Source organism: Acidovorax sp. Leaf160 (genome assembly GCF_001424265.1).
Classification (GTDB): domain Bacteria; phylum Pseudomonadota; class Gammaproteobacteria; order Burkholderiales; family Burkholderiaceae_C; genus Paracidovorax.
Map to the genome: position 1 here is coordinate 15,939 of NZ_LMOV01000001.1, position 26,893 is coordinate 42,831.

The 26,893-nt window shown below is 69.1% G+C and carries 22 protein-coding genes and 1 tRNA gene; 11 read left to right on the plus strand and 12 right to left on the minus strand.

The features are described 5' to 3' along the window. Positions 1–8: 8 nt before the first annotated feature. From ASF94_RS00065 to ASF94_RS00080, 4 genes are all read left to right on the plus strand, one after another. The gene (locus ASF94_RS00065; RefSeq protein ID WP_369818608.1) at positions 9–629 is read left to right on the plus strand and encodes a DUF4390 domain-containing protein; all 621 of its coding nucleotides are present in this window, start codon (positions 9–11) and stop codon (positions 627–629) included. Next, a complete protein-coding gene (locus ASF94_RS00070) occupies positions 626–2,935 on the plus strand; it encodes an ATP-binding protein (RefSeq protein ID WP_056659754.1) in 2,310 nt (769 codons plus the stop codon). Before ASF94_RS00065 ends, ASF94_RS00070 begins: the two co-directional genes overlap by 4 nt. 37 nt (positions 2,936–2,972) lie before the next feature. Beyond that, positions 2,973–3,722, plus strand: coding sequence for a response regulator (locus ASF94_RS00075; RefSeq protein WP_056660688.1), 750 nt, complete (start codon positions 2,973–2,975; stop codon positions 3,720–3,722). A 70-nt stretch (positions 3,723–3,792) separates the two neighbouring features. Beyond that, positions 3,793–3,868 (plus strand) — tRNA-Phe (locus tag ASF94_RS00080). A 162-nt stretch (positions 3,869–4,030) separates the two neighbouring features. On the opposite strand, the gene ASF94_RS00085 is transcribed toward ASF94_RS00080, so the two are convergent. The 4 genes from ASF94_RS00085 to ASF94_RS00100 all read right to left on the minus strand — a co-directional run bounded on the left by ASF94_RS00085 (position 4,031) and on the right by ASF94_RS00100 (position 9,373). Next, positions 4,031–6,523, minus strand: a complete 2,493-nt coding sequence (locus tag ASF94_RS00085) for a TonB-dependent siderophore receptor (RefSeq protein ID WP_235505179.1) — start codon at positions 6,521–6,523, stop codon at positions 4,031–4,033. Between the two features lie 210 nt (positions 6,524–6,733). Beyond that, positions 6,734–7,747, minus strand: a complete 1,014-nt coding sequence (locus ASF94_RS00090; protein WP_200932989.1) for a FecR domain-containing protein — start codon at positions 7,745–7,747, stop codon at positions 6,734–6,736. 37 nt (positions 7,748–7,784) lie between these two features. Further along, on the minus strand, positions 7,785–8,285 hold the full coding sequence (locus tag ASF94_RS00095; protein ID WP_235505180.1) for a sigma-70 family RNA polymerase sigma factor: 501 nt from the start codon (positions 8,283–8,285) through the stop codon (positions 7,785–7,787). A gap of 185 nt (positions 8,286–8,470) precedes the next feature. Further along, positions 8,471–9,373: a LysR family transcriptional regulator gene (locus tag ASF94_RS00100; protein ID WP_056659757.1), complete on the minus strand. Its 903-nt coding sequence runs from the start codon at positions 9,371–9,373 to the stop codon at positions 8,471–8,473. 179 nt (positions 9,374–9,552) lie between these two features. On the opposite strand from ASF94_RS00100, the gene ASF94_RS00105 reads away from it, so the two are divergent. Further along, the gene (locus tag ASF94_RS00105; RefSeq protein ID WP_056659759.1) at positions 9,553–10,275 is read left to right on the plus strand and encodes a pirin family protein; all 723 of its coding nucleotides are present in this window, start codon (positions 9,553–9,555) and stop codon (positions 10,273–10,275) included. A 100-nt stretch (positions 10,276–10,375) separates the two neighbouring features. Here ASF94_RS00105 and ASF94_RS00110 read toward each other — a convergent pair whose 3' ends face one another. The 5 genes from ASF94_RS00110 to ASF94_RS00130 all read right to left on the minus strand — a co-directional run bounded on the left by ASF94_RS00110 (position 10,376) and on the right by ASF94_RS00130 (position 16,555). Further along, on the minus strand, positions 10,376–11,656 hold the full coding sequence (locus tag ASF94_RS00110) for a TRAP transporter large permease subunit (protein ID WP_056659766.1): 1,281 nt from the start codon (positions 11,654–11,656) through the stop codon (positions 10,376–10,378). A gap of 17 nt (positions 11,657–11,673) precedes the next feature. Beyond that, positions 11,674–12,279, minus strand: a complete 606-nt coding sequence (locus tag ASF94_RS00115; RefSeq protein ID WP_056659769.1) for a TRAP transporter small permease — start codon at positions 12,277–12,279, stop codon at positions 11,674–11,676. Positions 12,280–12,390: 111 nt separating this feature from the next. Continuing rightward, positions 12,391–13,605, minus strand: coding sequence for a fumarylacetoacetate hydrolase family protein (locus ASF94_RS00120; protein WP_056659772.1), 1,215 nt, complete (start codon positions 13,603–13,605; stop codon positions 12,391–12,393). A gap of 51 nt (positions 13,606–13,656) precedes the next feature. Then, positions 13,657–15,438, minus strand: a complete 1,782-nt coding sequence (locus ASF94_RS00125; RefSeq protein ID WP_056659774.1) for an IlvD/Edd family dehydratase — start codon at positions 15,436–15,438, stop codon at positions 13,657–13,659. A gap of 100 nt (positions 15,439–15,538) precedes the next feature. Then, complete coding sequence (locus tag ASF94_RS00130) at positions 15,539–16,555, minus strand: TRAP transporter substrate-binding protein (RefSeq protein WP_056659777.1); 1,017 nt, start codon at positions 16,553–16,555, stop codon at positions 15,539–15,541. 118 nt (positions 16,556–16,673) lie between these two features. On the opposite strand from ASF94_RS00130, the gene ASF94_RS00135 reads away from it, so the two are divergent. After that, complete coding sequence (locus ASF94_RS00135) at positions 16,674–17,639, plus strand: LysR substrate-binding domain-containing protein (protein ID WP_056659781.1); 966 nt, start codon at positions 16,674–16,676, stop codon at positions 17,637–17,639. A gap of 6 nt (positions 17,640–17,645) precedes the next feature. Here ASF94_RS00135 and ASF94_RS00140 read toward each other — a convergent pair whose 3' ends face one another. Further along, positions 17,646–18,593: a LysR family transcriptional regulator gene (locus ASF94_RS00140; protein WP_056659784.1), complete on the minus strand. Its 948-nt coding sequence runs from the start codon at positions 18,591–18,593 to the stop codon at positions 17,646–17,648. A gap of 93 nt (positions 18,594–18,686) precedes the next feature. Here ASF94_RS00140 and ASF94_RS00145 point away from each other — a divergent pair, with 93 nt between their 5' ends. The 4 genes from ASF94_RS00145 (at position 18,687) to ASF94_RS00160 (ending at position 22,151) form a co-directional block, all read left to right on the plus strand. After that, entirely contained in the window at positions 18,687–19,532 is an 846-nt protein-coding gene (locus tag ASF94_RS00145; protein WP_056659791.1) for an ureidoglycolate lyase, read from the plus strand. Between the two features lie 13 nt (positions 19,533–19,545). Next, entirely contained in the window at positions 19,546–20,307 is a 762-nt protein-coding gene (locus ASF94_RS00150; RefSeq protein WP_056659794.1) for an SDR family NAD(P)-dependent oxidoreductase, read from the plus strand. A 132-nt stretch (positions 20,308–20,439) separates the two neighbouring features. Then, positions 20,440–21,417 (plus strand): tripartite tricarboxylate transporter substrate binding protein, encoded by a 978-nt coding sequence (locus tag ASF94_RS00155; RefSeq protein WP_056659797.1) that lies wholly within the window; start codon positions 20,440–20,442, stop codon positions 21,415–21,417. Beyond that, a complete protein-coding gene (locus tag ASF94_RS00160; protein ID WP_056659805.1) occupies positions 21,414–22,151 on the plus strand; it encodes an SDR family oxidoreductase in 738 nt (245 codons plus the stop codon). Before ASF94_RS00155 ends, ASF94_RS00160 begins: the two co-directional genes overlap by 4 nt. 76 nt (positions 22,152–22,227) lie before the next feature. Here the strand turns inward: ASF94_RS00160 and ASF94_RS00165 are convergent, their stop codons facing one another. Both ASF94_RS00165 and ASF94_RS00170 read right to left on the minus strand, forming a co-directional pair. Beyond that, positions 22,228–22,647 carry an Hsp20/alpha crystallin family protein gene (locus ASF94_RS00165; protein ID WP_056659806.1) on the minus strand — a complete coding sequence of 140 codons (420 nt, stop codon included), beginning with the start codon at positions 22,645–22,647 and terminating at the stop codon, positions 22,228–22,230. Between the two features lie 94 nt (positions 22,648–22,741). Next, positions 22,742–23,185: an Hsp20/alpha crystallin family protein gene (locus ASF94_RS00170; protein ID WP_056659807.1), complete on the minus strand. Its 444-nt coding sequence runs from the start codon at positions 23,183–23,185 to the stop codon at positions 22,742–22,744. A 273-nt stretch (positions 23,186–23,458) separates the two neighbouring features. Here ASF94_RS00170 and ASF94_RS21440 point away from each other — a divergent pair, with 273 nt between their 5' ends. Further along, positions 23,459–26,791: an AAA family ATPase gene (locus tag ASF94_RS21440; protein ID WP_056659818.1), complete on the plus strand. Its 3,333-nt coding sequence runs from the start codon at positions 23,459–23,461 to the stop codon at positions 26,789–26,791. Positions 26,792–26,893 lie beyond the last annotated feature (102 nt).

The window sequence follows — 26,893 nt, forward strand, 5'->3', positions numbered from 1 at the left end:
GCTGCCGCTTGCCGCCAGCGCGCTGGTGGGCGCTGCGATGGCTGCTGGCCCTGCTGCTGGCCGGCCTGGCCGCCTGGCTGCCCGGGCCGGCGCGCGCGCAATCGGCCGGCTCGGTCACCGATCTGCAGCTGGACATGACCTCCGACGGGCTGTTCCTCTCGGCCTACATGGACTTCGACCTGCCCGCGCAGGCGGAAGAGGCGCTGCACAAAGGCATCTCGGTCTACTTCGTCGCCGAAGCCGAGGTGCTGCGGGAGCGCTGGTACTGGTCGGACAAGCCGGTCGCCCATGCCGTGCGCTACCTGCGCCTGAGCTATCAGCCGCTGACCCGCCGCTGGCGGCTGAACCAGTCCTCCGTGCCGTTCACCGGCGTGGGCCTGGGCGTGGCGCTGGGCCAGACCTACGAGGGCCTGGCCGACGCCCTGTCCGCCATGCAGCGCATCGCCCGGTGGCGCATCGCCGACCCGGGCATGCTGGAGCCCGGCGCGCGCAACGTGGTGCACTACCAATTCCGGCTCGACATGTCACAACTGCCCCGGCCGTTCCAGATCGGCGCCATGGGGCGGTCCGGCTGGTCGATGTCCATGACGCGCAGTGCCGAAGTGTCGGTGGCGGAGCCCGCCCGATGAGCGCACCCAGTCCCGGCACGCCCGGCGCGGCGCCGCCCTCGGCCCGGTCCCGCGCCGCCCGGCAGGCCCGCGCCGTGCGCTGGGTGGTGGGCGTGGGCGCCGCCGTCATGAGCGCCATCGGCCTGGTGCTGATGTTCTTGCTGACGCTGGCCACCAACAACCGCGCGCTCTACGAACGCAACTACGCCTGGCTGCTGGGCGTCAACGGCCTGGTGGCGCTGCTGCTGCTGGCCATCGTGGTGTGGGTGTCCGTGCGGCTGGCCATCAGGCTGCGGCGCGGGCGCTTCGGCAGCCGCCTGCTGATCAAGCTGGCCGGCATCTTCGCCGTGGTGGGGCTGGTGCCGGGGCTGGTGATCTACACCGTGTCGTACCAGTTCGTGTCCCGGTCGATCGAGAGCTGGTTCGACGTGAAGGTGGAAGGCGCGCTGTCGGCCGGGGTGAACCTGGCCCGCGTCACGCTGGACACCCTGGCCAGCGATCTGGCCAACAAGACGCGCGCCGCCAGCACGCCCCTGGCCGCCGTGCCCGACGCCGCGGCCGGCCTGGTGCTGGAGCGCGTGCGCGACCAGCTGGGCGCGGACGATGTCGTGCTGTGGGGCGCGTCGGGCCAGTTCCTGGCCAGCGCCGGGCAGTCCCGCTTCAGCCTCAACCCCGAGCGGCCCAGCCTGCAGCAGTTTCGCAATGCGCGGCAGCAGCGGCTGACCTTCCAGATCGAAGGCCTGGAGGATCTCATCGATCCCGCCGGCGCCGACCGGGTGCGGGTGAAGGCGCTGGTGGCGGTGGACAACCCGCTCGTCGGCGTGCTGGCCGAGCCGCGCTACCTGCAGGCCACGCTGCCGCTGCCCTCCGCGCTGGTCGCCAACGCCATCACCGTGCAGGAGGCCAACCGCGAATACCAGGAACGCGCCCTGGCGCGGGGCGGTTTGCGGCGCATGTACATCGGCACGCTCACGCTCAGCCTGTTCCTGGCGGTGTTCGGCGCGGTGCTGCTGGCGGTGCTGCTGGGCAACCAGCTGGCGCGGCCGCTGCTGCTGCTGGCCGAAGGCGTGCGCGAGGTGGCCGCCGGCAACCTGAGCCCCAAGGCCGCGCTGCAGAGCAAGGACGAACTCAGCGGCCTGACCCGGTCCTTTGCCATGATGACCCAGCAGCTGGCCGACGCCCGGGGCGCCGTCGAGCAGAGCATGGAAGAGGTGACCGCCGCGCGCGCCAACCTGCAGACCATCCTGGACAACCTGACGGCCGGCGTCGTCGTGCTGGACGGGCAGGGCGTCATCATCTCGTCCAACCCCGGCGCCACCCGCATCCTGCGCGCGCCCATGGCGGCCTATGAAGGGCGGCGCATGGTCGAAGTGCCGGGCCTGGCCGAGTTCGGCGCCGCCGTGCAGGCCCAGTTCGACGTCTTCCTGGGCGACCGCGACCACCACAGCCTGGACCACTGGCAGCATTCCTTCGCGCTGCATGCGCCCGGCGGCGGCGTGGTGCCCAACGGCACCAGCCTGGTCGCGCGCGGCGCCGAACTGCCCGACAGCTCCCGGCTGCTGGTGTTCGACGACATCTCGGAAATCGTCTCGGCCCAGCGCGCCCAGGCCTGGGGCGAGGTTGCCCGCCGCCTGGCCCATGAAATCAAGAACCCGCTCACGCCCATCCAGCTGTCGGCCGAGCGGCTGGAGATGAAGCTGTCCGGCAAGGTCGGCGAGCCCGAACAGGCCGTGCTGACGAAATCCGTGAAGACCATCGTCGATCAGGTCGATGCGATGAAGCGCCTCGTCAACGAATTCCGCGACTACGCCCGGCTGCCGGCGGCCGAGCTGGAGCAACTGGACCTGAACACCTTGGTCAGCGACCTGTTGCAGTTGTATGGGAATGAAAACGCCCATGTGCGCGTGGAAGCCGACCTGGACCCGCATTGCCCGCTCATCGCAGGCGACGCGCAGCAGCTGCGGCAGGTGGTGCACAACCTGCTGCAGAACGCGCAGGACGCGACCGAGCTGGCCTGCGAACAGGCCCAGCGCCCCCGGCCCTGGCCCGCGGTTCGCATCACCACCCGCTGGAGCGAGTCCTCCAGACGCGTCAGGCTGGCCGTGCTGGACCACGGCAACGGCTTTCCCGCGCACATCCTGCAGCGCGCCTTCGAGCCCTACGTGACCACCAAACCGCGCGGCACCGGGCTGGGGCTGGCAGTGGTCAAGAAGATCGCCGACGAGCACGGCGCCCGCATCGACCTGCTCAACCGCACCGAAGACGGGGTGGTGACCGGTGCACAAGTCTCGCTATCATTCGCGCCTGAACACGCGGTGGCGATTTAACAACACGCTACGGCACACACAAGGCGCATTGACGGACATGGCAAACATTCTGGTGGTGGACGACGAACTGGGCATCCGGGATCTGCTGTCCGAAATCCTCAACGACGAAGGCCACAGCGTCGACCTGGCCGAGAACGCCACCCAGGCCCGCGCCGCCCGCGCCGCGCAAAGCTACGACCTGGTGCTGCTCGACATCTGGATGCCCGACACCGACGGCGTCTCGCTGCTCAAGGAATGGGCCACCGCCGGCACCCTGACCATGCCTGTGATCATGATGAGCGGCCACGCCACCATCGACACCGCCGTGGAAGCCACCCGCATCGGCGCCTTCTCGTTCCTGGAAAAGCCCATCACCCTGCAGAAGCTGCTGAAGGCCGTGGAGCAGGGCCTGGCCCGCAACGCCAACCAGCCGCCCCCTGCCGCAGCCCAGGCACCGGCAGCACCAGCGATGGCCGCGACGGCTGCAGCGCCGACGCATTACAGCGGCGACCACGGTGCTGCGCCTTCTCCATCGGCTCCCATGGCACCCCCTGCCAGCGCCGCAGCGGCGCCAGCGACCGCCGCCACCCCCGAGTCCACCGGCCCCCAGGCGCGCCAAGGGTTCGACCTGGACCGCCCCCTGCGCGAAGCGCGCGATGGCTTCGAAAAGGCGTATTTCGAATTCCACCTGGCCCGCGAAGGCGGCTCCATGACCCGCGTGGCCGAGAAGACCGGCCTGGAGCGCACCCACCTCTACCGCAAGCTCCGCCAGCTGGGCGTGGACCTGGGACGCAGCAAGCGGGCGTGATCCGCGACTGCGAAGAAAAAACAGCGAAGTCCCAGGAAGGCGCTTTTTCCTGGCTATAATTCAAGGCTCAGGCCCGGTAGCTCAGTCGGTAGAGCAGAGGATTGAAAATCCTTGTGTCGGCGGTTCGATTCCGTCCCAGGCCACCAAATCAAAGCCCTTGGTTCTTTACGGAGCCAGGGGCTTTTGCTTTGGTGGATCGCTGGCCGGTACCTCCACCGCGTTGTCCTGACAACAGTCGAGCCGGCTCACCGAAATGCAAAGAGATAGCGGGGCGTCGGCCGTGGGCTCTGCCCCGCTTTGCCATCAGGCTACCAGCGGTAGGTGGCCGTAGCAACGACCCTGCGCTGGTCTCCGTAGTAGCACGTCTGGGCGGTGCCGTCGCAGTTGGCCAGGTAGGTCTTGTTTGCCAGATTGCGCACGTTCAGCGCCAGGCTCCACTGCTCCAACTCGTAGCTCACCAAGCCGTCCACCAGCGTGTATGAAGGCACTTTGACGGGGCTGATGCCGCCGTTGCCGCGGGTGGATCCGTTGTAGCGCGCGCCCAGGCCCACCTTGATGTTGTTGGACAGCCGGTAGTCGGCCCACAGCGCCAGCTGGTTGCGCGGTACGGCCGTGTTTTGCTTGCCGATCTGCGCCGGGTTGGCGCTGGCGGTGACGTCGGCGCGCTGCATGTAGCTGTAGGCGGCCGTGAGGTTCACGCGGGGCAGTGGCTGGGTCGTGGCTTCGAGCTCGATCCCGCGGGTGGATATCGCTCCGGTCTGATAGGGCACGAAGTTCGGGTCGAAGGTGACATAGTTGCGCCGGCGCAGGTCGAAGACGGCCGCGCTGTACAGGTTGCGTGTGCCGGCGGGCTGGTAGCGCAGGCCGGCTTCGTACTGCCGGCCGCTTTCCGGATCAAACGGCTTTTGCTTTACCGGATCGATGGCGGTGATGGGGTTGAACGACTGGGTGTAGCTGACGTAGGGTGCCAGGCCGTTGGGGGCCACGTAGACCAGGCCAGCGCGGGTGGTGAACTTGCTGTCGCTGATGCTGGTGCGCGTCTCGCCGCCCAGCCGGTCGAAGTAGTCGGTGCGAGCGCGGTCGTGGCGGCCGCCCAAGGTGAGCTGCCAGCGCTCGTTCCACTTGATCTGGTCCTGCACGTAGAAGCCGGTCTGCCGCAGGCGGGTGGAATCGATCGCGTAAGGGGCCGGCACGTCGAAAGGGGCGTTCGGGTAGCTGGGCGCACCGATGTTCAGCACCGGGGCGCTGCCGCCGCTGAAGGTGTTCGACTCGAAACGGCTGCGCTGGTAGTCGATGCCGAACAGCAGCTTGTGTTGCCAGTCGCCCGACCGCAGCTCGGCCCGCAGCTGGTTGTCGATGCTGAAGGTGTTGGCCCATTCGGTGCTGCCGAAAAGGGTGCGGCTGAGCGACTGGAAATTGGCCGGGTTCAGGGGATTGGTGTCATCCACGGTGACGAAGCTGGGCGCCTGCAGGCCCTTGTAGTCGAGCTTCATGTGGCCCGCGCGCAGGTTCTGGCGGAAGGTAAGCGTGTCGTTCACGCGGTGCTCGAACTTGTAGCCGGCCAGTTCCTGGTCGTGGTCGAAGCGGTCGAAGTTCGGGTTGCCCATGAAGAGCCCGCTGGGAAGGTAGCTGCCGATGGCCGTGGGGACCAGCGAGCCGACCAATGGGCGCGTGCGCGTATAGACGCCGGCCCGGTTGCGCATGAACTGCGCATAGGCGGTGAGCGAGGTGCCGTTGGAGAGATCCCACCTCAGCGACGGTGCCAGGTAGGTGCGGTTGTCGCGTTCGTCGCCCTGGGGCAGGTCGGCATTACGCACCAGCCCCACCACGCGGTAGCGCAGTTTGCCTTCGGTATCCAGCGCGCCGGTGAAGTCGCCCGCGATCTGCTTGTGGCCGTGGCTGCCGTATTGCACCTGCAGTTCACGGATGGGGGTGGTGGTGGGCAGCTTGCTGACAACATCCACCACGCCCCCCGGGCTGCCCTGGCCGTAGAGCACCGAGGCCGGGCCGCGCAGCACGTCGATGCGTTCTGTACCGTAGGGTTCGATCTTCCAGACGGCGAAGGTGTTGGCATTGCGCAGCGGCAGCCCGTCCTGGTAGAAGCCGGGGCTGTACGCGTCGAAGCCGCGAATGTTCAGCCAGTCGTAGCGGGAGTCGGCGCCGTAGGGCGAGATGTTGATGCCCGGCGTGTAGCCCATTGCGTCGCGCACCGTGGTGGCCCCGATGGCCTGGATGCGGTCGGCGGTGACGACCGAAAGGGACTGGGGTGTCTCGATGATCGGAGTGTCGGTCTTGGAGCCCGCTGCGCTGCGCGTCGCTGCATAGCCGCTCACGGGACCCGTCGCGGTTTCTGCCTCGGATGCGGCCGTGACTCTGACTTCGGGCAGCGCGGCACCGCCTGCGGCCGAGGGCCTGGGTGGATCCGCAGGCCGGGCCGCTCTGCGCAGCGAATAGCCTCCCGCCGGCTGCGCCAACGCCTCCAGTCCGCTGCCTTGCAGCAGGTGCAGCAGCCCGGCCTTGGTGTCGATGCTGCCGTTCAAGCCGCCGGTGCGCACGCCCGCGACGAGCCCGGCGTCGTACGTCAGGTTGACGCCGGCCGTCCGGGCAAAGCGGTCCAGTGCTGCATCCAGCGGCCCGGCGGGAATACCGAAGTGCTTGACGGCGTTTCCCTGCGCAGCTGCGGCGGCAGGCGAGGGCGCGGCTCCGGTGCCCGATGGCTGGGCGTGGACCTGTGGATGCAGCGTCGCTGCGCTGACCAGCAGGCCCTTGGTCAGCACGCCACGAAGCGCGAGTGCCAGCAACTGGGGCTCGCAGCGCGGAGCCTTCCATGAGCTGGGTTGCGGGCTCGGTCCGACTCTGCGGATCTGGTGCTTGGAATGTGCGGCGTCATGGCTCATTGGTTCGTTCCCCCAGGTAGGTTCAAAAAGGTGCTCCTACCTGGTAGGCCGAACGAGAAGCCCAATCCCCTCACCGGTCTTCCCGAAAACGGACGTGCCCTCGGCGCCCGCCTCTCAGCGGCCGGGTTCCGGCCCCACCGTGACCCACCAGCGCGTGCGGTAGACGACGCTGACAGGCTGTGTCTGCACCAGAAACTGCAGCGCCTGGTCCGTGTCGTTGACGTGGAAGACGCCCGACGTTCGCAGGTCGGCCACGCGGGGGTCGCAGACGATGAGCCCAGGCCGGTAGCGCTGCAACTCGGCCAGCAGGTCCTGCAAGCGCATGTCCTTTCCAGCGATCACGCCCTCTGCCCAATCGTCCGCACGGACGTCTCGCGACTCCACGGACCAGGCGCCCTCAGGCATGAGCCAACCACCCTGCCCGGCAGAGATGACCACGGGTCGCCCGGCGCGTGCCGGATGCAGTTCCACAGCGCCTTCCTGCACGCTGATGCGTGCACTGGCGCTGTCGAGCCGCACGGTGAACCGCGTACCCAGCGCCTGCAGGCGGCCATGGACCGTACTGACCCAGAACGGCCGGTTGGTGCCCCGCCGATCCCCGGTCTGTGCTCCATCGGCGCCAGTGGTGACCAGAATCTCGCCACGAAGCAACGTGATGACTCGACTGGCGCCCGACAGATCGATATTGATCGCACTGTCGGTGTTCAGCACGACGACACTCCCGTCATCCAGACGCAGGGTCCGCTGCTGGCCGACGCCGGTGCTGGCGTCGGCCAGCATGCTTTGCCAGGGCAGATGCTCGCGCGCCAGCCAGCCGGAACCCACCGCGACACCCGCCAGCGCCAGCACTTTCAGCGCGCCACGCCGATGGCTGAGGGGGGCGGCGCGCAGGCGCTGCGCGGCCTGGAGGGCATCGTGGGCCACATGGGGCGGCAACGTCGCAAGGTCCGCCTTGAATCCCTTCATGCCGTTGATGCGCTGCCAGGCGACGCCGTGCGAGGGTGCGGCCTCCAGCCAGCGGTTGAAATCGTCCTGATCCTGGGGATCGGGGCAGTGGTAGTTCAACCGCACAGCCCAATGGATCGCTGCCTCGATAGCGGCTTCCGGGAGCCTTTCTGCAGGCGGCATTCCATGGCCCTCCATGGGCATACGGACGTCCTGCACCTCAGGACTCGAAACGCATGGCGTAGCAAGCCCGCAGGGCCTTGGCGATGTAGCGTTCCACCGTGGCCAGCGAAACGCCCATCTGGGCTGCGATCTTGGGGCAGGTCAAGCCGTCGAGCTGGGCCAGCAGGAAGGCGGTGCGCACTGCGGGTTTGAGGGAGTCGAGCATGCGGTCGATCTCGACCAGCGCTTCCAGGAACAGCATGCGCGACTCGGGCGAGGGGGCTTCGGCTTCCGGCAGCGAGGCCACCGTCTCCAGCCATGCCTGTTCCAGCTCGCGCCTGCGCCAGTGGTCCACGACCAGGCCACGCGCGATCGTGGACAAGTAGGCCCGGGGCTCATGGAGCAGGGGCAGGGCTTGACGGGTCAGAACCCGCAGGAAGGTGTCGTGAGCCAGGTCGGCCGCGTCGAAGGGGTCGCCCAGCCGGCGCCGCAGCCAGGCTTGCAGCCAGCTGAGATGGGCCGTGTAGAGATCCTCGACGCTGCCCGGTTCATTCAACACATGCGTGACCACAGTACGACTCGATGAAATACGCGATGAAGCGGCCCATGCCAGGCTGGTGGGTGGCCTCCACTGAAAAAGCCGCCCATGGCTGGACCTGCGGGCGATTATAAATTGCGATTGAGAATAATTTGTATTCATCCCTCTGAAGACGGTCACGCTCGGCGCCGCAGGGAGCGGGCCGATCAGTACGGCAGGATGCCGGGCAACAGCGGCCGGTCGAGCCGCTGGCGCCACCATTTCAATGCTTCGCCCATGTGGTCGGGCCGCCAGGCCAGCCAGAAGGTTTCGTCCGGACGGGGCTCTTCCACCTGCAATTGCACCAGCACGCCCTTCTCCAGCGCCGCCCGCACACACACGCGCGGCACGAACCCATGCCCCAGCCCGGCGACCTGCGCGGCTATTTTTGCCTGCATGGTGGGCACCGTGATGCGCCGCTGGCCTGCCAGCAGGCCGACGGTGCGGTCGGTCAGCGACCGGGCGCCGTCGCCCACCACCACCGCCGTGTGTTCCAGCAGATCGGCGCGGGTCAGGGGGCGTTGCAGCCGGGCCAGCGGGTGGGTGGCGGCGACGCAGAAGGCAAAGCTCAGGGTGCCGACCGGCACGGCCCTGTAGCCGCCGCCGGCCGGGCCTTCGCCTGCGGCCACGATGAGGTCGGCGCGGCCTTCGCGCAGGGCTTCCCAGGTGCCGGTCATGGCTTCGCTGGCGACGCGCAGGCGGGTGCCGCATTGCAGGTCTTCGAACGCGCAGATGTCGTCGTTGAAAGCCTCGGTGGGTATCAACGAGTCGTGCATCAGCCGCAATTCCGATTCGAAACCGGTGGCCACCTGCCGCATGCGCGATTCCAGCTGGCGTGCTGCGGCCAGCAGCCAGCGGCCCTCGCGGATCATTTCCTGGCCGGCGGGCGTCAGCGCCACGCGCGGGCCGTGGCGCGTGAACAGGGCCAGGCCCAGCTGGTCTTCCAGCTTGCTCACGGCGTATGACACGGTGGACGGCACCTTGTGCAGCTGTTCCGATGCACCGGCAAACGAGCCGTGCCGGGCGATGGCGTCTACCAGTTCGATGGCTTCCAGGGTGAGTCTCAGCATGGCTTCCCATCCGCAAATCAGATGATCGAAATTATCGATGATGCGAGCCGAAACCTTTCAGCCTGGAGCGGGATGCGAAAGCTGATACTTCTTTCATCGCAGCACGGCAACGCAGAAAAAAAGCCACTAACAGGCTCTGCGGCCAGTGTGAATTCTATCGATGAAGAAAGGACAAAACCATGCTCGAGATCCGCAAGGCCCAACACCGCGGCAACGCCAACCACGGCTGGCTAAAGTCGCGCCACACGTTTTCCTTCGGTCACTACCGCGATGCGGAGCAGCAGGGCTTTTCCGATCTGCTGGTGATCAACGACGACCGCGTGGCACCGTCGCGGGGCTTCGGCACGCATGCGCACCGCGACATGGAAATCTTTTCTTATGTGCTGCAGGGCGCGCTGGAGCACAAGGACTCGATGGGCACCGGCTCGGTGATCGTGCCGGGGGACGTGCAGATGATGAGTGCCGGCAGCGGCGTGCAGCACAGCGAGTTCAACCATTCGGCCGACCAGGAAGTGCACTTCCTGCAGATCTGGATCGTGCCGAACCAGCGGGGCGCCGCGCCGCGCTATCAGCAGGTGCATTTCAGCGAGGCCGACAAGCGCGGCCGGCTGCGCCAGATCATCTCGCCCGAAGGGGCGGAGGGCGCGCTGGCGGTGCGGCAGGACGCGCGGGTCTATGCCGGCCTGTTCGACGGGGAAGAAGCCGCCGATCTGGCGGTGGGGCCCCACCGCCATGTGTACGTGCACGTGGCCCGGGGCAGCGTGGAGGTGAACGGCGAGCGGCTGGACGCGGGTGACGGCGCGCGGGTGCGCAACGCGGGGCCGCTGCGGTTTGCCAACGGGCAGGACGCCGAGGTGCTGGTGTTCGATCTGCGCCCGAACGAGCTGCCTACCATGCCGTGATGCGCAGCCGCCGTGGCGGGCTCGGGCCCGCCCATGACGAAGGGCCTGCCGTGCTGCGACGAGCACGTGCAGGCCCTTCTTGTTTCTGCTTCTTGCGATCTCAGCCGTACAGCAGCCGCGCGGGCCAGATCACCAGCGCCGGGAAGGCCACCATCAGGAACATCATGGCGAACTCGGCCAGCATGAAGGGCCAGACGCCGCGGATCACGTCGTCCATGCGGATGCGGGCCACGCCGGCGACCACGTTGAGCACCGTGCCCACCGGCGGGGTCACCAGCCCGATGGAGTTGTTGATGATGAACAGCACGCCGAAGTAGATCGGGTCGATGCCGGCCGCCTTGACCACCGGCATCAGCACGGGCGTGAGAATCAGGATGGTGGGCGTCATGTCCATCGCGGTGCCGACCACGATCACCAGCAGCATGATCATCACCATCAGCAGCATGGGGCTGCCGATGAAGGGCTCCAGCAGCGTCACCACCTTGCCGGGCAGGTCGGCCACGGTGATGAGCCAGGCCGACACCAGCGCGGCGGCCACCAGGAACATCACCACGCCGGTGGTGCGCGCGGCCGTCACGAACACGCCGTAGATCTGCGAGGGTTTCAGTTCGCGGTAGATCACCACGGCCACGAAAAGCGAATACACCGCCGCCACCACGGCGGCTTCGGTGGGCGTGAAGACGCCGAAGCGCAGGCCCACCAGAATGATCAGCGGCAGCATCAAGGCCCAGCCGGCCTTGCGCAATGCGGTCCACACCTCGCCACGGGAGCGGCGCGGCGGCGGCACGATCTGTTCCTTGCGCACCAGCCACCACCAGGTGGCCCAGAGCGCGCCGGCGATGAGGATGCCGGGGAAGATGCCCGCCAGGAACAGCTTGCTGATCGACAGGTTGGCGGCCACGCCGAAGATCACGAAGCCGATGGAGGGCGGAATGATCGGGCCGATCACGCCAGCCGCGGCGATCAGGCCGCCGGAGCGCGCCTTGTCGTGGCCTGCGGCGACCATCATCGGGATCAGCAGGGCCGACAGCGCCGCCGCATCGGCCACCGCCGAGCCCGACAGCGCCGACAGCACGCAGGCCGCGACGATGGCGACGTAGCCCAGCCCGCCGCGCACGTGGCCGACGAGCGTCAGCGCCAGATCGACGATGCGCCTGGACAGGCCCCCGGTGTTCATGATCTCGCCGGCCAGCATGAAGAAGGGCACGGCCAGCAGCGGGAAGCTGTCGGCGCCGTTAATCAGGTTCTGCGCCAGGATCTGCGCGTCGAACATGTCGAGGTGCCACATCAGCGCGACGCCGCACAGCAGCAGCGAAAACGCGATCGGGATACCGATCGCCATGGCGCCCAGCAGGGAGAGGAGGAAGACGGCAATGGTCATGGTGCGGCTTCCTCGGATCAACGGGGGTTGTGGGTGGTGCCGGGGGCCGGCGCGCCGGTCTGCGCCGCCAGCCGGTCTTCTTCGGCCAGGCGCGCCTGCAGGGCTTCGAATTCCGCCGTCTCTTCCGAATCGGTGACCATCACCAGCGCGTCGCCACGCAGCTGGCCGCTCAGCACCCGCCACAGGTCGTAGAGCAGGAACACCGCCGCCGATACCGCGAACACGACGCCGACGAAGTAGAAGTACCCCATCGACCAGCCGGTGGTGGGCGCGGTCACGTCCATGTTCAGCCGGGTCTGCGCCCAACTGCCCGAGAAGATCAGCCAGCACACCCACAGCATCAGCACCTGGCCGACGACCACGCAGACCTTCTTGGCCCAGTCGGGCAGCCGGCCGACCAGCATGTCCACGCCCAGGTGGCCGTGGTTCTTCATCGCCACGATGGCGCCCAGAAACGTGAGCCACACAAACAGCCAGCGCGACACCTCTTCCGACACGGTGATGCCCGTGTTGAAGGCGTAGCGCAGCACGACGTTGCCGAACACCATCGCCACCATCACGGCCAGCGCAGCGGCCATGAGGAAGTCCAGCATCCGGCAGTAACGATCCATCCACCGTTCCATGGTTCTATCTCCTGATCGGCCTGCGCCGACCGTGTGTCGTTATCGATGGTTTCGAGGGGGTCGGTGGGCGGCAGCCGCCAGCGGGGCCGGCTGCACGCGCACCGGGGTCGGTCAGAGCGGGCGGCCGTCCAGCAGGCCGCGCGCGCCCATGTTGCTGATGAAGGCGCGCAGGCCGAACTGCCAGGGCGGCGCCGTCTCGCTGTGGGTGACGCGGTTGCACAGCGCGCCCAGCCGGGCGCTGCGGATGGTGACCTCGTCGCCCAGCTTGTGGGTGAAGCCGGCACCGGGCTCGCCCCGGTCCTCGATGGGAGCGAAGAGCGTGCCCAGGAACAGCATGAAGCCGTCGGGGTACTGGTGCGCGGCCAGGGTCTGCGCGACGATGTCCGCCGGGTCGCGGCTGATGCTGGACATGGTGTTGATGCCGCGCATGGTGAAGCCGTCGGTGCCGCGCACCTCCAGGTGCACCGTCTCGCGGCGCACGTCGTCCATGCCGAAGCTGGCGTCGAACAGGCGGATGAACGGGCCGATGGCGCAGGAGGCGTTGTTGTCCTTGGCCTTGCCCAGCAGCAGCGCGCTGCGGCCCTCGATGTCGCGCAGGTTCACGTCGTTGCCCAGCGTGGCGCCCACGATCTCGCCGCGCCCGTTGACGGCCAGCACCACCTCGGGCTCCGGGTTGTTCCAGGCCGAATCGGCGCGGATGCCGATCTCCTGGCCCGTGCCGACCGAGGACAGCACCGGCGCCTTGGTGAACACCTCGGCGTCGGGGCCGATGCCCACTTCCAGGTACTGCGACCAGAGGTTCTGCTGCTGCAGCAGGGCTTTCAGCGCCATGGCCTGTTCGGAGCCCGGGCGGATGGCCGCCAGGTTGTCCCCGATCAGCGCCTGCACCTTGCCGCGCAGCTCCTGCGCGCGCGATGCGTCGCCGCGCGCCTGTTCCTCGATCACCCGCTCGACCATGCTGGCCGCGAAGGTCACGCCGGCCGCTTTCACCACCTGCAGGTCGCAGGGCGCCAGCAGCCAGGGCCGCGCGGCGTCGCGGTCGCCGAGCCGGCTGTTGTCCAGCAGTTCGGCGACCGAGCACAGGCGCTCGCCCTCCGCCTGGCGCGCCGCCTCGGCCGGCGCGTCGGCATCGAGCAGCGTGCTCATGGTCGGGAAGGCGCGGCTGATGTCGAACACGCCGCCTTCGCGCAGGGCCACCACCGCCGGGCCGCCTTGCGGGCCGGTCGTCCAGACCCGGGCGACCAGCGTGCCGGCCACGCCGTCTTCGGGCAGCAGGTCGTCGTTCTTGCCGCCGCCGTTGTTTACGTCGTTGTTGTTGTTCTGCATGCTTCTCGTCCTCGAAATGGGTTGATGCGGGCCGAAGGGGCGGCCCGGCGCTCAGTGGTTGTGGCGGGGTGTCTCTTCGGCGATGCGGCGGAACTGCAGCGCGAAGTCCAGCGTGGCGCCGTCCGCCAGCTGGCCGGTCTTCTCGCGGTAGAGCGCCTCCCAGGGCGAGCGGCTGGCGGGCACGGGCGGTGGTGGCAGCTCGCGGCGGCGGCGGGCGATTTCCTCTTCGGGAACCAGCGCGTTGCACCGGCCCTGCTTCAGGTCGATCAGGACCATGTCGCCGGTCTGCAGCCAGCTGAGGCCGCCGCCCGCCGCGCTTTCGGGCGAGGCGTTCAGGATCGAGGGGCTGTCGGCCGTGCCCGATTGCCGGCCGTCGCCCAGCGTGGGCAGCGCGCGGATGCCGCGCTGGATCAGCGCGTCGGGCGGCTGCATGTTGACCACCTCGGCCGAGCCGGGCCAGCCCAGCGGGCCGGCGCCGCGCATCACCAGGATGCAGTCCTCGTCGATGCCGAGCGCCGGGTCGTTGATGCGGGAGTGGTAGTCCTCGGCACCGTCGAAGACGATGGCTCGTGCCGTGAACACGCCCTCGTTGCCCGGCTGGCAGAGGTAGCGCGCGCGGAAGGCCTCGGAGATCACCGAGGTCTTCATGATCCCGAAGTCGAACAGGTTGCCCGACAGCACCAGGAAGCCGGCGTTTTCCATCAGCGGCTCGGCGAAGGGGCGGATCACCTCGCGGTCTTTCGCCTCGCGGCCTTGCAGGTTCTCGGCGATGCTGCGGCCCGTGACGCTGGCGCAATCGCCGTGCAGCCGGCCGGCCTGCAGCAGCTCCCACATCACTGCGGGCACGCCGCCGGCGCGGAAGAAGCGCTCGCCCAGGTACTTGCCGGCGGGCTGCATGTTGACCAGCAGCGGCAGGTCGTAGGCATGGTCCGTCCAGTCGCGCGGGTGCAGCTCCACGCCGGCATGCCGCGCCATGGCCTGGATGTGCACCTGCGCATTGCTGGAGCCGCCCGCGCAGCTGACCACCGCCAGCGCGTTGAGGAAGCTCTCGCGCGTCAGCACGCGCGAGGGGCGCAGGTCTTCATGCGCCATCTCGACGATGCGGCGGCCGGTGGCATAGGCCATCTGGCCGCGTTCGCGGTAGGGCGCGGGGATGGCGGCGCAGCCCGGCAGCGACAGGCCCAGCGCCTCGGCCACGGCGTTCATGGTGGAGGCCGTGCCCATGGTGTTGCAGTGGCCGGCCGAGGGCGCGCTGTCGCAGGCGCGCTGCAGAAATTCCTCTTCGTCGATCTCGCCGGCGGCCAGCATGCGGCGGCTGCGCCAGATCACGGTGCCCGAGCCCACCAGTTCGTTGTCGTGCCAGCCGTCGAGCATCGGCCCGCCCGAGAGCACGATGGCGGGGATGTCCACGGTGGACGCCGCCATGATGCCGGCCGGCGTGGTCTTGTCGCAGCCGGTGGTCAGCACCACCGCGTCGATCGGGTAGCCGTAGAGGATCTCGACCAGGCCCAGGTAGGCCAGATTGCGGTCCAGCGCGGCGGAAGGGCGGCGGCAGTTCTCGAAGATCGGATGGACCGGGAATTCCAGCGGAATGCCGCCCGCGTCGCGGATGCCCTCGCGTACCCGGCGCGCCAGTTCGATGTGGATGCGGTTGCAGGGCGACAGGTCGCTGCCTGTCTGGGCGATGCCGATGATCGGGCGGCCCGAGCGCAGTTCCTCGGGCGTGAGCCCGTAGTTCATGAAGCGTTCGAGGTAGAGCGCGGTCATGTCGGATCGCGCCGGATCGGCGAACCAGTCGCGCGAGCGGAAGCGGCGGCCTTCGGGTGTTGTCATGTCGGTCTTGGAAAGAGGGCGTGCGGCGGCGCGCACCTGTGCACGGCGCAGCGTGCCGCCGTGGTGCGTCTGCCGCCGGAGAGGAGGGCGGATCGGGCGGTTACTTGCGACGGGCCTTTTCCAGCTCGGCCATCATTTCGCGGGTGGTTTCCTCGCCGAATTCCTTGCTGTACTTGGCGACCACCGGCTGCAGCTTGTCACGCAGCTTGGCCTGCTCCGCGGCTGGCAGCTCAGTCACCTGCATGCCCAGCTTCTTCAGCTCGCCCAGGGCCTTGGCTTCCAGTTCGCGGATGGCCTTGCGCTCGAAGGCCGTGGCTTCCTTGGCGGCTTCCTGCACGATCTTCTGCTCCTCGGCAGACAGGCCGTCCCAGGTCTTCTTGGACATGAGGAACACCCAGGTGCTGTAGATGTGGCGCGACAGCACCAGGTTCTTCTGCACTTCGTAGAACTTGCTGGTCAGGATGGTCGCGGTCGGGTTCTCCTGGCCGTCCACCGCTTTTTGCTCCATCGCCGAATAGAGTTCGGTGAAGGGCATGGGCGTGGCGTTGGCGCCCAGGGCGTTGAAGCTGTCGATGAACAGCTGGTTCTGGATCACCCGCAGCTTCAGCCCGGAGAAGTCTTCCGCCTTGTTGATCGGGCGGCGCGAATTGGTGGTCTGGCGGAAGCCGTTCTCCCAGTAGCCCAGGCCGACCAGGCCCTTTTCGGGCAGCTTGGCCAGCAGCTTCTGGCCGAAGGCGCTGTCCAGCACCGCGTCGGCCTCGGCGCTGGTGTTGAACGTCAGCGGCAGGTTCAGCACGCCGAAGTCCTTGACCACCGACACCAGCGTGGAGCTGTCGGGCACCGTCATCTCCAGCGTGCCGCCGCGCAGCGCGGAGATCATGGTCACGTCGTTGCCCAGCGTGCCGTTGGCGAACAGCTTGGCGCGCATCTTGCCGCCGCTCTTGGACGCCAGCACCTCACCGAAGTGGCGCGACGCCTGGGCCTGCGGATGGTCGTCGGTGATGCCGGTGCCGATCTTGAAAGTGTGTTCGCGCACCTGCGCGATGGCCGGTGCGGCCAGCATGGCGGCCAGCGAGGTGGCCAGCGCCAGGGTCTTGAATGCGGTGCGGAAAGTCATGGCTTGTCTCCTGAGTGTTTTTGGAAATGGCTAAAGGTGCAGACTAGGGGGCTGCGCCCGCAGCGTCCAATCAGTGTTTTTCCACCGGGCATTCCAAACCGTTATCGGTCCTCCAAAAATGCAGGGCAAACCCTTATCCATCGCCACCGCGTGCAGCCGCCTGCGCTCGCGGCACCTCCAGTTCCTCGACATCCTCGGGCGCACGCGCAATCTGCGGGTGACGGCCGAGCAGATGCACGTCACCCAGCCAGCGGCCACCAAGATCCTCCTGGACCTGGAAGAGATCTTCGATGCGCGCCTCTTCGAGCGCCTGCCGCGCGAGATGCGCCCCACGGAGCTGGGCCTGTTCGCGCTGGGCTATGCGGCAACGGCCCTGGCAGGGCAGTCGCGCTTCGTGGACGAATTCAATGCGCTCAAGCAGGGCGGGCACGGCCAGCTGTCGATCGGCGCCATCTCCGGCTCGGCCGCGCGCCTGCTCACCACCGCCATCGCCGAGACGCAGCGGCGCCGCCCGCTGCTGGTGCTGAAGGTGCGCGAGCAGAGCAGCGACCAGCTCATCGCCTGGCTGGGCGAGCGCAAGATCGACCTGATGATCGGCCGCTTCACCGACGAGGCGCAGCAGGCGCACTTCCAGTACGAGCGCCTGTCGGGCGAGACGCTGCAGGTGGTGGGCGGGCCGCACCATCCGCTGCGCGGCATCCAGGGGCTGGAGGCGGGGCGCCTGGCGCACTGGCCCTGGCTGCTCTATCCGGAATCGACCGCGCTGCGCAAGGTGTCCGACGACATCTTCCGCGCCATCGGCATGACGCCGACCTCGGGCGTGATGGAAACCCAGTCGTTCTTGTTCGCGCTGGAATCGCTGCGCATCACCGACATGCTGTCGCTGCAGCCCAGCGCGCTGGCCGAGCGGTATGTGGCCAAGGGGCTGCTGTCGTCCATCCAGGTGGACGTGCCCCGGGCGATGCCCGACTACGGCATGCTGGTGCGGCTGGGCGAGACGCCGACACCCGCCGCCCAGGCCTTCATGGCGGTGCTGCGCGACGTGGCGGAAGGCCGGGTGGAGGCCACGCCACGGCAGCGGTGAATGGCGTCAGCCGGTGCCCTGCGGCTTGCCGGCCGCCCGGCGCAGGCACTGCACCAGCATCGCCGCCGCGGGCGTCAGCCGCGCGCCGCGCCGGGTGACGATGCCGAAGGCCTCGTGCCGCGAGCCGATGGCCAGCGGCAGCCGGCGCGCGATGCCGTGCTCCTCGCAGAACTCCATCGTCGCCGACGACATCAGCGCCACCAGGTGCAGGTCTTCCTTGAGCATCAGCATGGTCGCGAGCGACGAAGACGTCTCGATGGGGTAGGGCGGCAGCTCCAGCCCGGCCTCGCGGAATTCGCGCTCCAGCAGCTTGCGCAGGGGCATGTTGCCGGGGTAGAACACCCAGCGGCAGCGCGCCAGCTGCGCCAGCGTCACCCGGCGCGCCTTCGCCAGGGCATGGCGCGTGCCCACGGCCACGGCCACCGCCTCGTCCATCAGCTCTTCATAGTCGAACTGCTCCACGTTGCTGGACACGGTGGTGCGGCCCACCGCCAGGTCGAGCCGGCCTTCGTTGATGGCGTTGAGCAGCTCCAGGCTGGTGCTTTCCCGGATCTCGATGGAGAGCGCGGGCTGGGTGCGCCGCAGCTCGGACACCGCCGCGATCAGCACCGAATGCAGGGCGCCGGTGATGGCGCCCACCGCCACCCGGCCGCCGCTGCCGCGCAGCACGCCGTTCATTTCCTCGCGCAGGTGCTCCAGGTCGGCATCCACCAGCCGGGCATGGCGAATGAGGCACTGGCCCAGCTCGTTGGGCCGCACGCCCTGCTGGGTGCGCACGAACAGCTCGGCGCCGAAGGTCGATTCGATCTCGCGCAGCGCCTTGGTCAGGCCCGGCTGCGTCATGCCCAGCCGCTCGGCCGCGCGGTGCAGGCTGCCGCATTCCTCCAGCGCCACCAGCAGGCCCAGCTGCCGGAACCGCAGGCGCGACGTGATCGAGGAGAGGCTGGGTATCACGGTGATTCCTCGGGGCTATCACCCCATGCAAAGCTTTCACTATGCAGCAATCCGGGGGCGATCCAGAATTCGCCGCTCAAGGAGACACATTCGATGAAGTTGCTACGTTTCGGCCCCCCCGGCCAGGAAAAACCCGGCCTGCTCGACGCCCAGGGCGTGGTCCGCGATCTGTCCGCCCATGTGCGCGACATCGACGGCGATGCGATCGGCCCCGATGCGCTCGCCCGGCTGCGCGCGATCGACCCGGCCACGCTGCCGGCGGTGCCCGGCAACCCCCGCCTCGGCGCCTGCGTGGGCCGCATCGGCAAGTTCGTCTGCATCGGCCTCAACTACGCCGACCATGCGGCCGAATCCAACATGCCGATCCCGGCCGAGCCCATCGTCTTCAACAAGTGGACCTCCGCCGTCGTCGGCCCCAATGACGACGTGAAGATCCCGCGCGGCTCGGAGAAGACCGACTGGGAGGTGGAGCTGGGCGTGGTGATCGGCACGGCCGCGAGCTACGTGGAGGAGGCCGACGCCCTGAAGCATGTGGCCGGCTACTGCGTCATCAATGACGTCTCCGAGCGCAACTACCAGCTGGAGCGCGGCGGCTCCTGGGACAAGGGCAAGGGCTGCGATACCTTCGGCCCCACCGGCCCCTGGCTGGTGACGGCCGACGAGGTGCCCGATCCGCATGCGCTAGACATGTGGCTGGAGGTCGATGGCCACCGCTACCAGAGCGGCAACACCCGCACCATGATCTTCAACGTGCCGCAACTGGTGGCCTACCTCAGCCGCTTCATGACGCTGCAGCCCGGCGACGTGATCTCCACCGGCACGCCGCCCGGCGTGGGCATGGGCATCAAGCCGCAGCCGGTGTACCTGCGTCCGGGCCAGACCATGCGGCTGGGAATCGCCGGGCTGGGCGAGCAGACGCAGAAGACCGTCGCTGCCTGACCGGACCGCCGCCATGATCCAGTACGACTACGACGGCCGCACCGCGGTCGTGACGGGCGGTGCCCAGGGCATCGGCTTCGCCATCGCCCGGCGGCTGCTGGCGGGCCATGCCAAGGTCTGCCTCTGGGACCGCGACGCCGAGGCCATCGCCGCCGCGCAGCAGGCGCTGGCCGGCGTCGGGGCGCCGGGCGCCCTCAGCGGCGTGACGGTGGACGTCACCGACTTCGCGCAGGTCGAAGCCGCCGTCGCCCGCACCGAAAGCCTCTCGGGGCCCATCGCCATGCTGGTGCACAGCGCCGGCATCGCGGGCGCCAACCTGCCGCTGGGCGACTATCCGCTCGACGAATGGCGCCGGGTGCTGTCGATCAACCTCGACGGCGCGTTCCATGTGAACAAGGCGGTGGTGCCCGGCATGGCGGCGCGCGACTATGGCCGGGTGGTCAACATCGCGTCCATCGCGGGCAAGGAAGGCAACCCCAATGCCTCGGCCTACAGCGCCTCCAAGGCCGGCGTGATCGCGCTCACCAAGAGCCTGGGCAAGGAGACGGCGGCGCGCAACGTCGCGGTCAACGCCATCACCCCGGCGGCGGCGCGCACCCGGATCTTCGAGCAGATGTCGCAGCAGCACATCGACTACATGCTCTCGAAGATCCCCCGCGCGCGCTTCGTCGAGGTGGAGGAGGTGGCGGCCATGGTCGCCTGGCTGGTGTCGGAGGAGAACTCGTTCACCACCGGCGCCGTGTTCGACCTCTCCGGCGGCCGGGCCACCTACTGAGCGCCGAAGCGCCAGCGAAACCCCAGGGCAGTGCGGTCGAGTGGGGTGGCCGGAGCGCTGGGACGATGCTGGCCGGGCGGCAACGCATCGCATCGCACACACAACCACAAGAGAGCAAAGGAGACGAGCACCATGCATTCCCATCTGAACAGGCGCCAGGTCATCGCCTCGGCCTGCGCCGTCGCCTTCGGCGGCACGGCGGCCCTGGCGCGGGCCAGCGACTACCCCAGCAAACCCATCGAACTGATCGTGCCGGTGGCGGCGGGCGGCGGCACCGACATCGTCGGGCGCGCCTTCGCCGAAGTGGGCAAGAAATACCTGCCCCAGCAGCCGATGATCGTGGTCAACAAGCCGGGCGCCAGCGGTGCCATCGGCACGGCCGAGCTGATCAACGCCAAACCCGACGGCTACAAGATCGGCATCGTGATCTGCGAGCTGACGATCATCCCGAACCTGGGCATCACCAAGTACACCGCAGCCGACCTGCGGCCCATCGCCCGGCTCAATGCCGATCCGTCCGCCATCACGGTGCGCGCCGATGCGCCCTGGCAGACCATCGAGGAATTCATCGCCGACGCGCGCAAGCGCAAGGAGCCGCTGTCCATCGCCAACGCGGGCGTGGGCTCCATCTGGCACATGGCGGCGGCCGCGTTCTCCGAAAAGCTCGCGCTGCCAGTGAACCACGTGCCCTTCCTGGGCGCGGCGCCCGCGGCGGTGGCACTGCTGGGCGGGCACGTGGACGCCCTCGCGGTGAGTCCCGGCGAGGTGGCGCCGCACGTCGCCGCCGGCAAGATGCGCACCCTGGCGGTGATGGCGGACCAGCGGGTGGGCGGGCTGTTCGAGAAGGTGCCGACGCTCAAGGAGCGCGGCATCGATCTCTCCATCGGCGTGTGGCGCGGCCTGGCCGTGCCCAAGGCCACGCCGCCCGACATCGTGGCGACGCTCGGCACCGTTGCGGCCAAGACGGCCGACGACCCTGCCTTCCGCGAGGTGCTGGGCAAGGCCAACCTGGGTTGGGCCTACGCCGACGCGGCTGCTTTCCAGAAGCAGATCGACAAGGACCGCGCCTTCTACGCCGAGCTGGTGCCTCGGCTGGGGCTGCAGAAATGAAGCGGCTTGCAAACAAGACCGCGGTCGTCACCGCGGCGGGGCAGGGCATCGGCCGGGCCACCGCGCTGGCCATGGCCCGCGAGGGCGCCCAGGTGTGGGCCACCGACATCCGGGCCGACCTGCTCGCGTCGCTGGAAGGCACGGACGGCATCCGCACGGCCGTGCTGGACGTGCTCGACCGGTCGGCCATCGACGCCTTCTTCGCCAGGCTGGAACGTATCGACGTGCTGTTCAACTGCGCCGGCGTGGTGCATGCGGGCACGGTGCTGCAGGCGAGCGATGACGACTGGTCGCTGGCGATGGACCTGAACGTGCGGTCCCAGTTCTGGACCATGCGCGCCGTGCTGCCCCGCATGACGGCGGCCGGTAGTGGCAGCATCGTCAACATGGCGAGCGTGGCCAGTTCGCTCAAGGGCCTGCCCGGGCGCTGCGTCTATGGCGCCAGCAAGGCGGCGGTGATCGGGCTCACCAAGTCGGTGGCGGCGGACTTCGTCGGTGCTGGCGTGCGCTGCAACTGCGTGTCGCCCGGCACGGTGGACACGCCCTCCCTGGCCGACCGCATCGCCGCCACGGGCGATGCCGAGAACGCCCGCCGGGCCTTCGTGGCCCGCCAGCCCATGGGCCGGCTGGCGACGGCCGAGGAGATCGCGCCACTGGTGGTGTTCCTGGCCAGCGACGAGTCGTCCTTCGTCACCGGCCAGAACTACGCCGTGGATGGCGGGATCACCCTCTAGCGCACAGTCGAAATCCAGGTCAAAACAGGCCTGGGCGCCCGTATATCAATGGTTTTATGCTATCAAATGAATAGCATCAAGCCACCTGCACCTGGATGCGCCGGGGCTGGGCATGCTGGGCCTTCGGGATGCGCAGCTTGAGCACCCCCTGCGCCAGTTCGGCCGACACGCGTTCGGTGTCCAGTTCCTTGCTGAGGGTGAAGACGCGCCGGAACCGCGCCAGGCCCACCTCGGTGTGGCTCGACGTCAGTTCCGGTGGCACCGACAGGTTGGCCTCGGCCTCGATGGTCAGCGTGTCCGATTCCACCTGCAGGTTCAGCTGCTCGCGGCTCACGCCCGGCAGGTCGGCATAGAGCGTGATGCCGCCCGCGTCTTCCAGCACGTCCACCGGCGGCGTCAGCGTCGCGTCGCTGTAGCGCGCCGGGCCACCCGCTGGCGTGCCCGGCTGGCGTGCAGCGGAGGAAGAGCGGGAAGTGGTCTGTACGTCGTTGCGCATGGTGGTTTCCTTTCAGTGGGAATGGGTTCGTCGGGTTCCGTCGGTTTCCGTCGGGTGGGGTCGGGTGGGGGCGTATGGCGGGAAGGGCGCCGTTTCAGTGGATGGCGATGCGCCGGGGCTGGGCCGACGCGCGGCGCTGCACGGTGATGTGCAGCACGCCATCGCGCAGCCGGGCCTCGACGGCCTCCGGGTCGGCGTCGTCGGGCAGCGTCAGCACGCGGCGGAACCGGCCGTCGAAGCGCTCGTGGATGTGAGCCGTCACCTTGGCGTCGGCCTCGAACTCCGCCAGCGGGCTCTTGCGTTCGCCGGCAATGGTCAGCAGCCCGCGTTCGAGCTGCACCTCCAGCGTGGCCGGGTCCACGCCCGGCGCGAAGACGTAGATCTCGACGGTCTGGGGCGTGCCGCCCACATTGATGGCCGGAAAGCCGTTGCGCGCGACGCCGCGGATGGTGGGAGACAGATCGAGGGCCTGCTGCATCTCGCGTTGCAGGCGATCCATCTCGGCGAACACGTCGCGGGGAAACAAAGATCGGTACATGGCGAAACCTCCTTGAAATCGATGATCTGGGATGGGCCGGTGGGCGCCAGCGGGTCGGCATAGCGCCCACGACGGGTGAATTAGCAGCCGTTTTCCGGTTTTCAAGGGGTATGGTGGGCGATCCGTGATGAAGCGCGGCGATGCGGCGGGGTGCCCTGCGGCGGCGCCGGTGGAAAGTCCCTTTCCGGGCGTGCTGGCGATAGAAACCCTGCAAGGGTCCAAGGTGAATCAATGCAAAATCCGCGCTCCGCGTCACATCCCGCCCTTTTTTTTGTGAACCCTTCTTCCGAAAAGCTGCTGATCGTCCTGTCAGGTCAATACACGGTACGTGGCGCGGAAGAGGTGCGGCCCCTGCATTTCAAGTACCGCAAGACGGCGGCCTTGCTGGGGTATCTGGTCAGCCAGCCCCGGCGGGAAGTCCGGCGTGAACTGCTGGCGCAACTGCTGTGGCCAGACCTGGACCTGCAGGCGGGACGCGCCAACCTGCGCGTGGTGCTGGCCGACCTGCAGGCCCAGTGGCGCAAGCTGGCCCTGCCTGAGGCGATCCGCGTGGAGCGCGACTGGATCGCCTTCGCGCCGGGCGACACACTGCTCACCGACTGGCAACTGCTGACCTCGCCGTCCCCCGCGCCGGCCCACGGCTGGCCCGCTGCCTGGGAAACGGCATTGCAGGCCGAGCCCGGCCATTGGCTGGCCGGCGCCGACGAAGGCATGTCGGAAGAATTCCAGAGCTGGCTGGCGGCGCAGCACCGTCGCATGGAGACCGTGCCGAGCAGCCCGGCTGAACCGGCGGGTTCCGCCAGGGCCACGGAGGGCGGCGCGGTGGCCGTGACCGCCTCGGGCAAGGCGCCGGGCGGCGAATCGGCCGCGGAGATGGCCGCCATCACCCTGCTCTACGTGCACCTGCCGTATCTGGATGCCCGCGACCGCCATCCCCGGGCTCCGGAGCTCGCCGCCCTGCAGGCGTCCCTCGAGACCGAGGCGCGGCGCTTCCATGGCGTGGTGCTGTCGGTGGACGACGCGGGCTGCACGCTGGGCTTCGGGCTGGACAGCCGGCATACCGGCCAGCGCTGGCAGGCCCTGCGGTGCGCCGCCGCCCTGGCGGCGATGATGCCCGCCGGCCAGCCCTTGAGCGCCGGCGCCACGCATGGCTGGGTGCTGGTGGAGCGCTGGCCCCACTGGCGGGCCGTGGGCTGGCGGGTGCGCCTGGCGGAGCGGCTGGCGCAGCGCGCCGAGCCCGGCGAGATCGTGTGCGACGAGAGCATGGCCGAACTGGCCGCCAGTTTCGGCTGCCTGCCGATGGGCCGGCAGCGCTTTCGCGGCTGGGCGCGCGAATTCGCGCTCTTCGGCGGCCGTCTGGACGAGCGGGGCTCGGCCCTGCCGCCGGGCGGCGACTTCGCCGGCAACAGCTTCTTCGGGCGCGAGCCGCTGGTGGACACGCTGGTCGAGGCGCTGCGCGCGCCCGACGGCAGCGGCGCCCAGGCCCTCTGCCTGGTCGGCGAACCCGGCATCGGCAAGACCCGCACCGTCTGGGAATGCGCCCGCCGCTGGCAGGTCGACGGCAGCGTCGTCTGGATGGCGGCCCTGCCCGAAGGCGCGGCCACCCCCTGGCGCGCGCTGCACGACCTGGTCGCCGGCATGCTGTCGGGGCGAGGGGAGGGTGGCGACGACGCCCTGGCCGGCGACATGCCGGCCCCGGCCCAGCAGGCCCTGCTCGCCTTCCTGGCGACACGCAACGTCAGCCGCCGCCAGCGGACCGAGCTGGTGGAAGGGCTGGCGCACCTGATGGCCGGCGTGGGCGCGGCCCCCGTGCTCATCGTGGTGGACGACGTGCACTGGATCGACCCGGCCTCGGCAGAGCTGCTGCAGTCGCTGGCCGACCTGCAGCCGCAGCTGCGCTGGCTGCTGAACCGGCGCATCGACGAGCCGCAGCCGCTGGCACTGCCGGGGCTGCAGGACATCGCGCTGGGGCCGCTGGACGACGAGGCCGCTCGCCGCGTGCTGCAAAGCCTGCCCGATGGCCCGGCGCTCACGCCCGAGGCCCTGCGCGGCCGGGTGGCCAGCGCGCGCGGGCTGCCGCTCTATCTGCTGGCCGGCTCCGTCCATGCCGACGGCTCCAGCCACTTCACCGAGTTCTGCCAGGCCATGCTCAACCAGCTGGGGCCGCTGCGCGAAGGCATGGAGGTGGCCGCCGTGCTGGGCATGCTGTTCTCGCGCGACGACCTGGCCAATGTCTATGGCGAGGCGCAGGCCACCGCCGCCTTCGAGCAGGGCCTGCGCGCCGGCATGATCGTCTCGCGCGGGCTGGGCCACGCCGCGTTCTTCCATGCGCGGCTGCGCGAATACGTGCTGTCGGCCACGCTGCCCGAGCAGCTGCGGCGCCATGCCCACAAGGCGGCCGGCCGGGCATTGCAGCAGGGGCTGCATGCGCGCGCGGCGGGGCTGCTGGAGCAGGCCGGCGAGCCGACCGCCGCCGCCACCGCCTGGTGGCAGGCGGCCCAGCAGGCCGTGGCCGAAGACGACATGGCCGCCGCCTGCGACAGCTGCGCGCGCCTGGCGGCGCTGGGCTACTTTCCCGGGGCGGCCGGCATCGAGGCGCGCATCGTGCATGGCCGCTGCCTGATCGCGCGCTACGGCTACGGCTCCGACCAGGCGCATGCCGTGGTGCAGGAGCTGGGCCGCATGCCGCTGCCGGCGTCGCTGGCGCCGGAGCTGCTGTTCGACATGCAGATGCTGGCCTACCTCGGCTCCAGCTCGCAGGGCTACACCCACGGGCTCGACCATGCGCGCAAGCTGCGGGCCATGGCCCGCACCCCGGCGCAGCACTTCGCCGCCGCCTGGGCCGAGGGCAACACCCTGTTCTGGCTGGGCCGGCTGCAGGAGGCTCGCCAGTGGTTCGAAACCAATTTGCGGCTGGGCCGCATGCTGGATCTGCGTGAGCGCATGGCGCACCTCACCTGCGACCTGGCCGTGTTCTCGGGCGCGCAGCTGGCCTGGCTGCTGTGGTTCACCGGCGACCACGCCCGGTCGCAGGAAGCCATCACGCAGGCGCTGGCGGCGGCCCAGCAGTCCGCCGCCCGGCAAGACCTCTGCATCGTCCGCTGCTTCCAGTCGCTCATCGCGTGGTGCGCACGCGACAAGGCCCGCATGGTGCCGGCGGCCGAAAGCGCTTGGGCCGTGGCTGAGGCCGAGGGCCTGCAGTTCTGGCTGGGCCTGGCCAACATGCTGGTGGTGCTGGCCCGGGTGCATGCCGGCGTGCCGGTCGACGTGCAGGCGGTGCTGTCGGGCATGACGGCGCTGCAGATCGGCTACCGCGCCGCCGCCACGACCGAGGCGTGGTTCGCCATCTCGGTGCTGGCGGCCAGCGGCAGCCCGCAGGCGGCCCTGGTGCTCGCCGACCAGGCGCTTGCCACCGCCCACCTGAGCGAGCACCAGTACTGCTGCATGGACATCTGGCGCATCAAGGCGGAGTCGCTGGACCTGCTGGGCCGGCGGGAAGAGGCCATGCAGGCGGCCGCCGAAGCCGTGGCCCTGGGCCACCGCACGGGCGCGCAGGGCTGGCTCGACCAGTGGGCGCATTCGCTGCAGCGGCTGGGCGCGCTCTGAAGGGTGGGGCGGTGGGAACGGGGTTGGGCGGGCATGCACGCCGGCTGCAGCGGCGCCGTGCCTGTTAATTGCAAACGACGTTTAACCGACAGCAAAACAAGT

What these genes read in the sequence shown, in the direction of transcription:
- ASF94_RS00120 (WP_056659772.1), bottom strand. Translation starts at nt 13,605, where the DNA reads ATGCAGAACAACAACAACGACGTAAACAACGGCGGCGGCAAGAACGAC.
- ASF94_RS00070 (WP_056659754.1), top strand. Translation starts at nt 626, where the DNA reads ATGAGCGCACCCAGTCCCGGCACGCCCGGCGCGGCGCCGCCCTCGGCC.
- ASF94_RS00130 (WP_056659777.1), bottom strand. Translation starts at nt 16,555, where the DNA reads ATGACTTTCCGCACCGCATTCAAGACCCTGGCGCTGGCCACCTCGCTG.
- ASF94_RS00090 (WP_200932989.1), bottom strand. Translation starts at nt 7,747, where the DNA reads ATGCCGCCTGCAGAAAGGCTCCCGGAAGCCGCTATCGAGGCAGCGATC.
- ASF94_RS00110 (WP_056659766.1), bottom strand. Translation starts at nt 11,656, where the DNA reads ATGACCATTGCCGTCTTCCTCCTCTCCCTGCTGGGCGCCATGGCGATC.
- ASF94_RS00165 (WP_056659806.1), bottom strand. Translation starts at nt 22,647, where the DNA reads ATGCGCAACGACGTACAGACCACTTCCCGCTCTTCCTCCGCTGCACGC.
- ASF94_RS00160 (WP_056659805.1), top strand. Translation starts at nt 21,414, where the DNA reads ATGAAGCGGCTTGCAAACAAGACCGCGGTCGTCACCGCGGCGGGGCAG.
- ASF94_RS00145 (WP_056659791.1), top strand. Translation starts at nt 18,687, where the DNA reads ATGAAGTTGCTACGTTTCGGCCCCCCCGGCCAGGAAAAACCCGGCCTG.
- ASF94_RS00125 (WP_056659774.1), bottom strand. Translation starts at nt 15,438, where the DNA reads ATGACAACACCCGAAGGCCGCCGCTTCCGCTCGCGCGACTGGTTCGCC.
- ASF94_RS00115 (WP_056659769.1), bottom strand. Translation starts at nt 12,279, where the DNA reads ATGGAACGGTGGATGGATCGTTACTGCCGGATGCTGGACTTCCTCATG.
- ASF94_RS00155 (WP_056659797.1), top strand. Translation starts at nt 20,440, where the DNA reads ATGCATTCCCATCTGAACAGGCGCCAGGTCATCGCCTCGGCCTGCGCC.
- ASF94_RS00075 (WP_056660688.1), top strand. Translation starts at nt 2,973, where the DNA reads ATGGCAAACATTCTGGTGGTGGACGACGAACTGGGCATCCGGGATCTG.
- ASF94_RS00105 (WP_056659759.1), top strand. Translation starts at nt 9,553, where the DNA reads ATGCTCGAGATCCGCAAGGCCCAACACCGCGGCAACGCCAACCACGGC.
- ASF94_RS00135 (WP_056659781.1), top strand. Translation starts at nt 16,674, where the DNA reads ATGCAGGGCAAACCCTTATCCATCGCCACCGCGTGCAGCCGCCTGCGC.
- ASF94_RS00100 (WP_056659757.1), bottom strand. Translation starts at nt 9,373, where the DNA reads ATGCTGAGACTCACCCTGGAAGCCATCGAACTGGTAGACGCCATCGCC.
- ASF94_RS00150 (WP_056659794.1), top strand. Translation starts at nt 19,546, where the DNA reads ATGATCCAGTACGACTACGACGGCCGCACCGCGGTCGTGACGGGCGGT.
- ASF94_RS00170 (WP_056659807.1), bottom strand. Translation starts at nt 23,185, where the DNA reads ATGTACCGATCTTTGTTTCCCCGCGACGTGTTCGCCGAGATGGATCGC.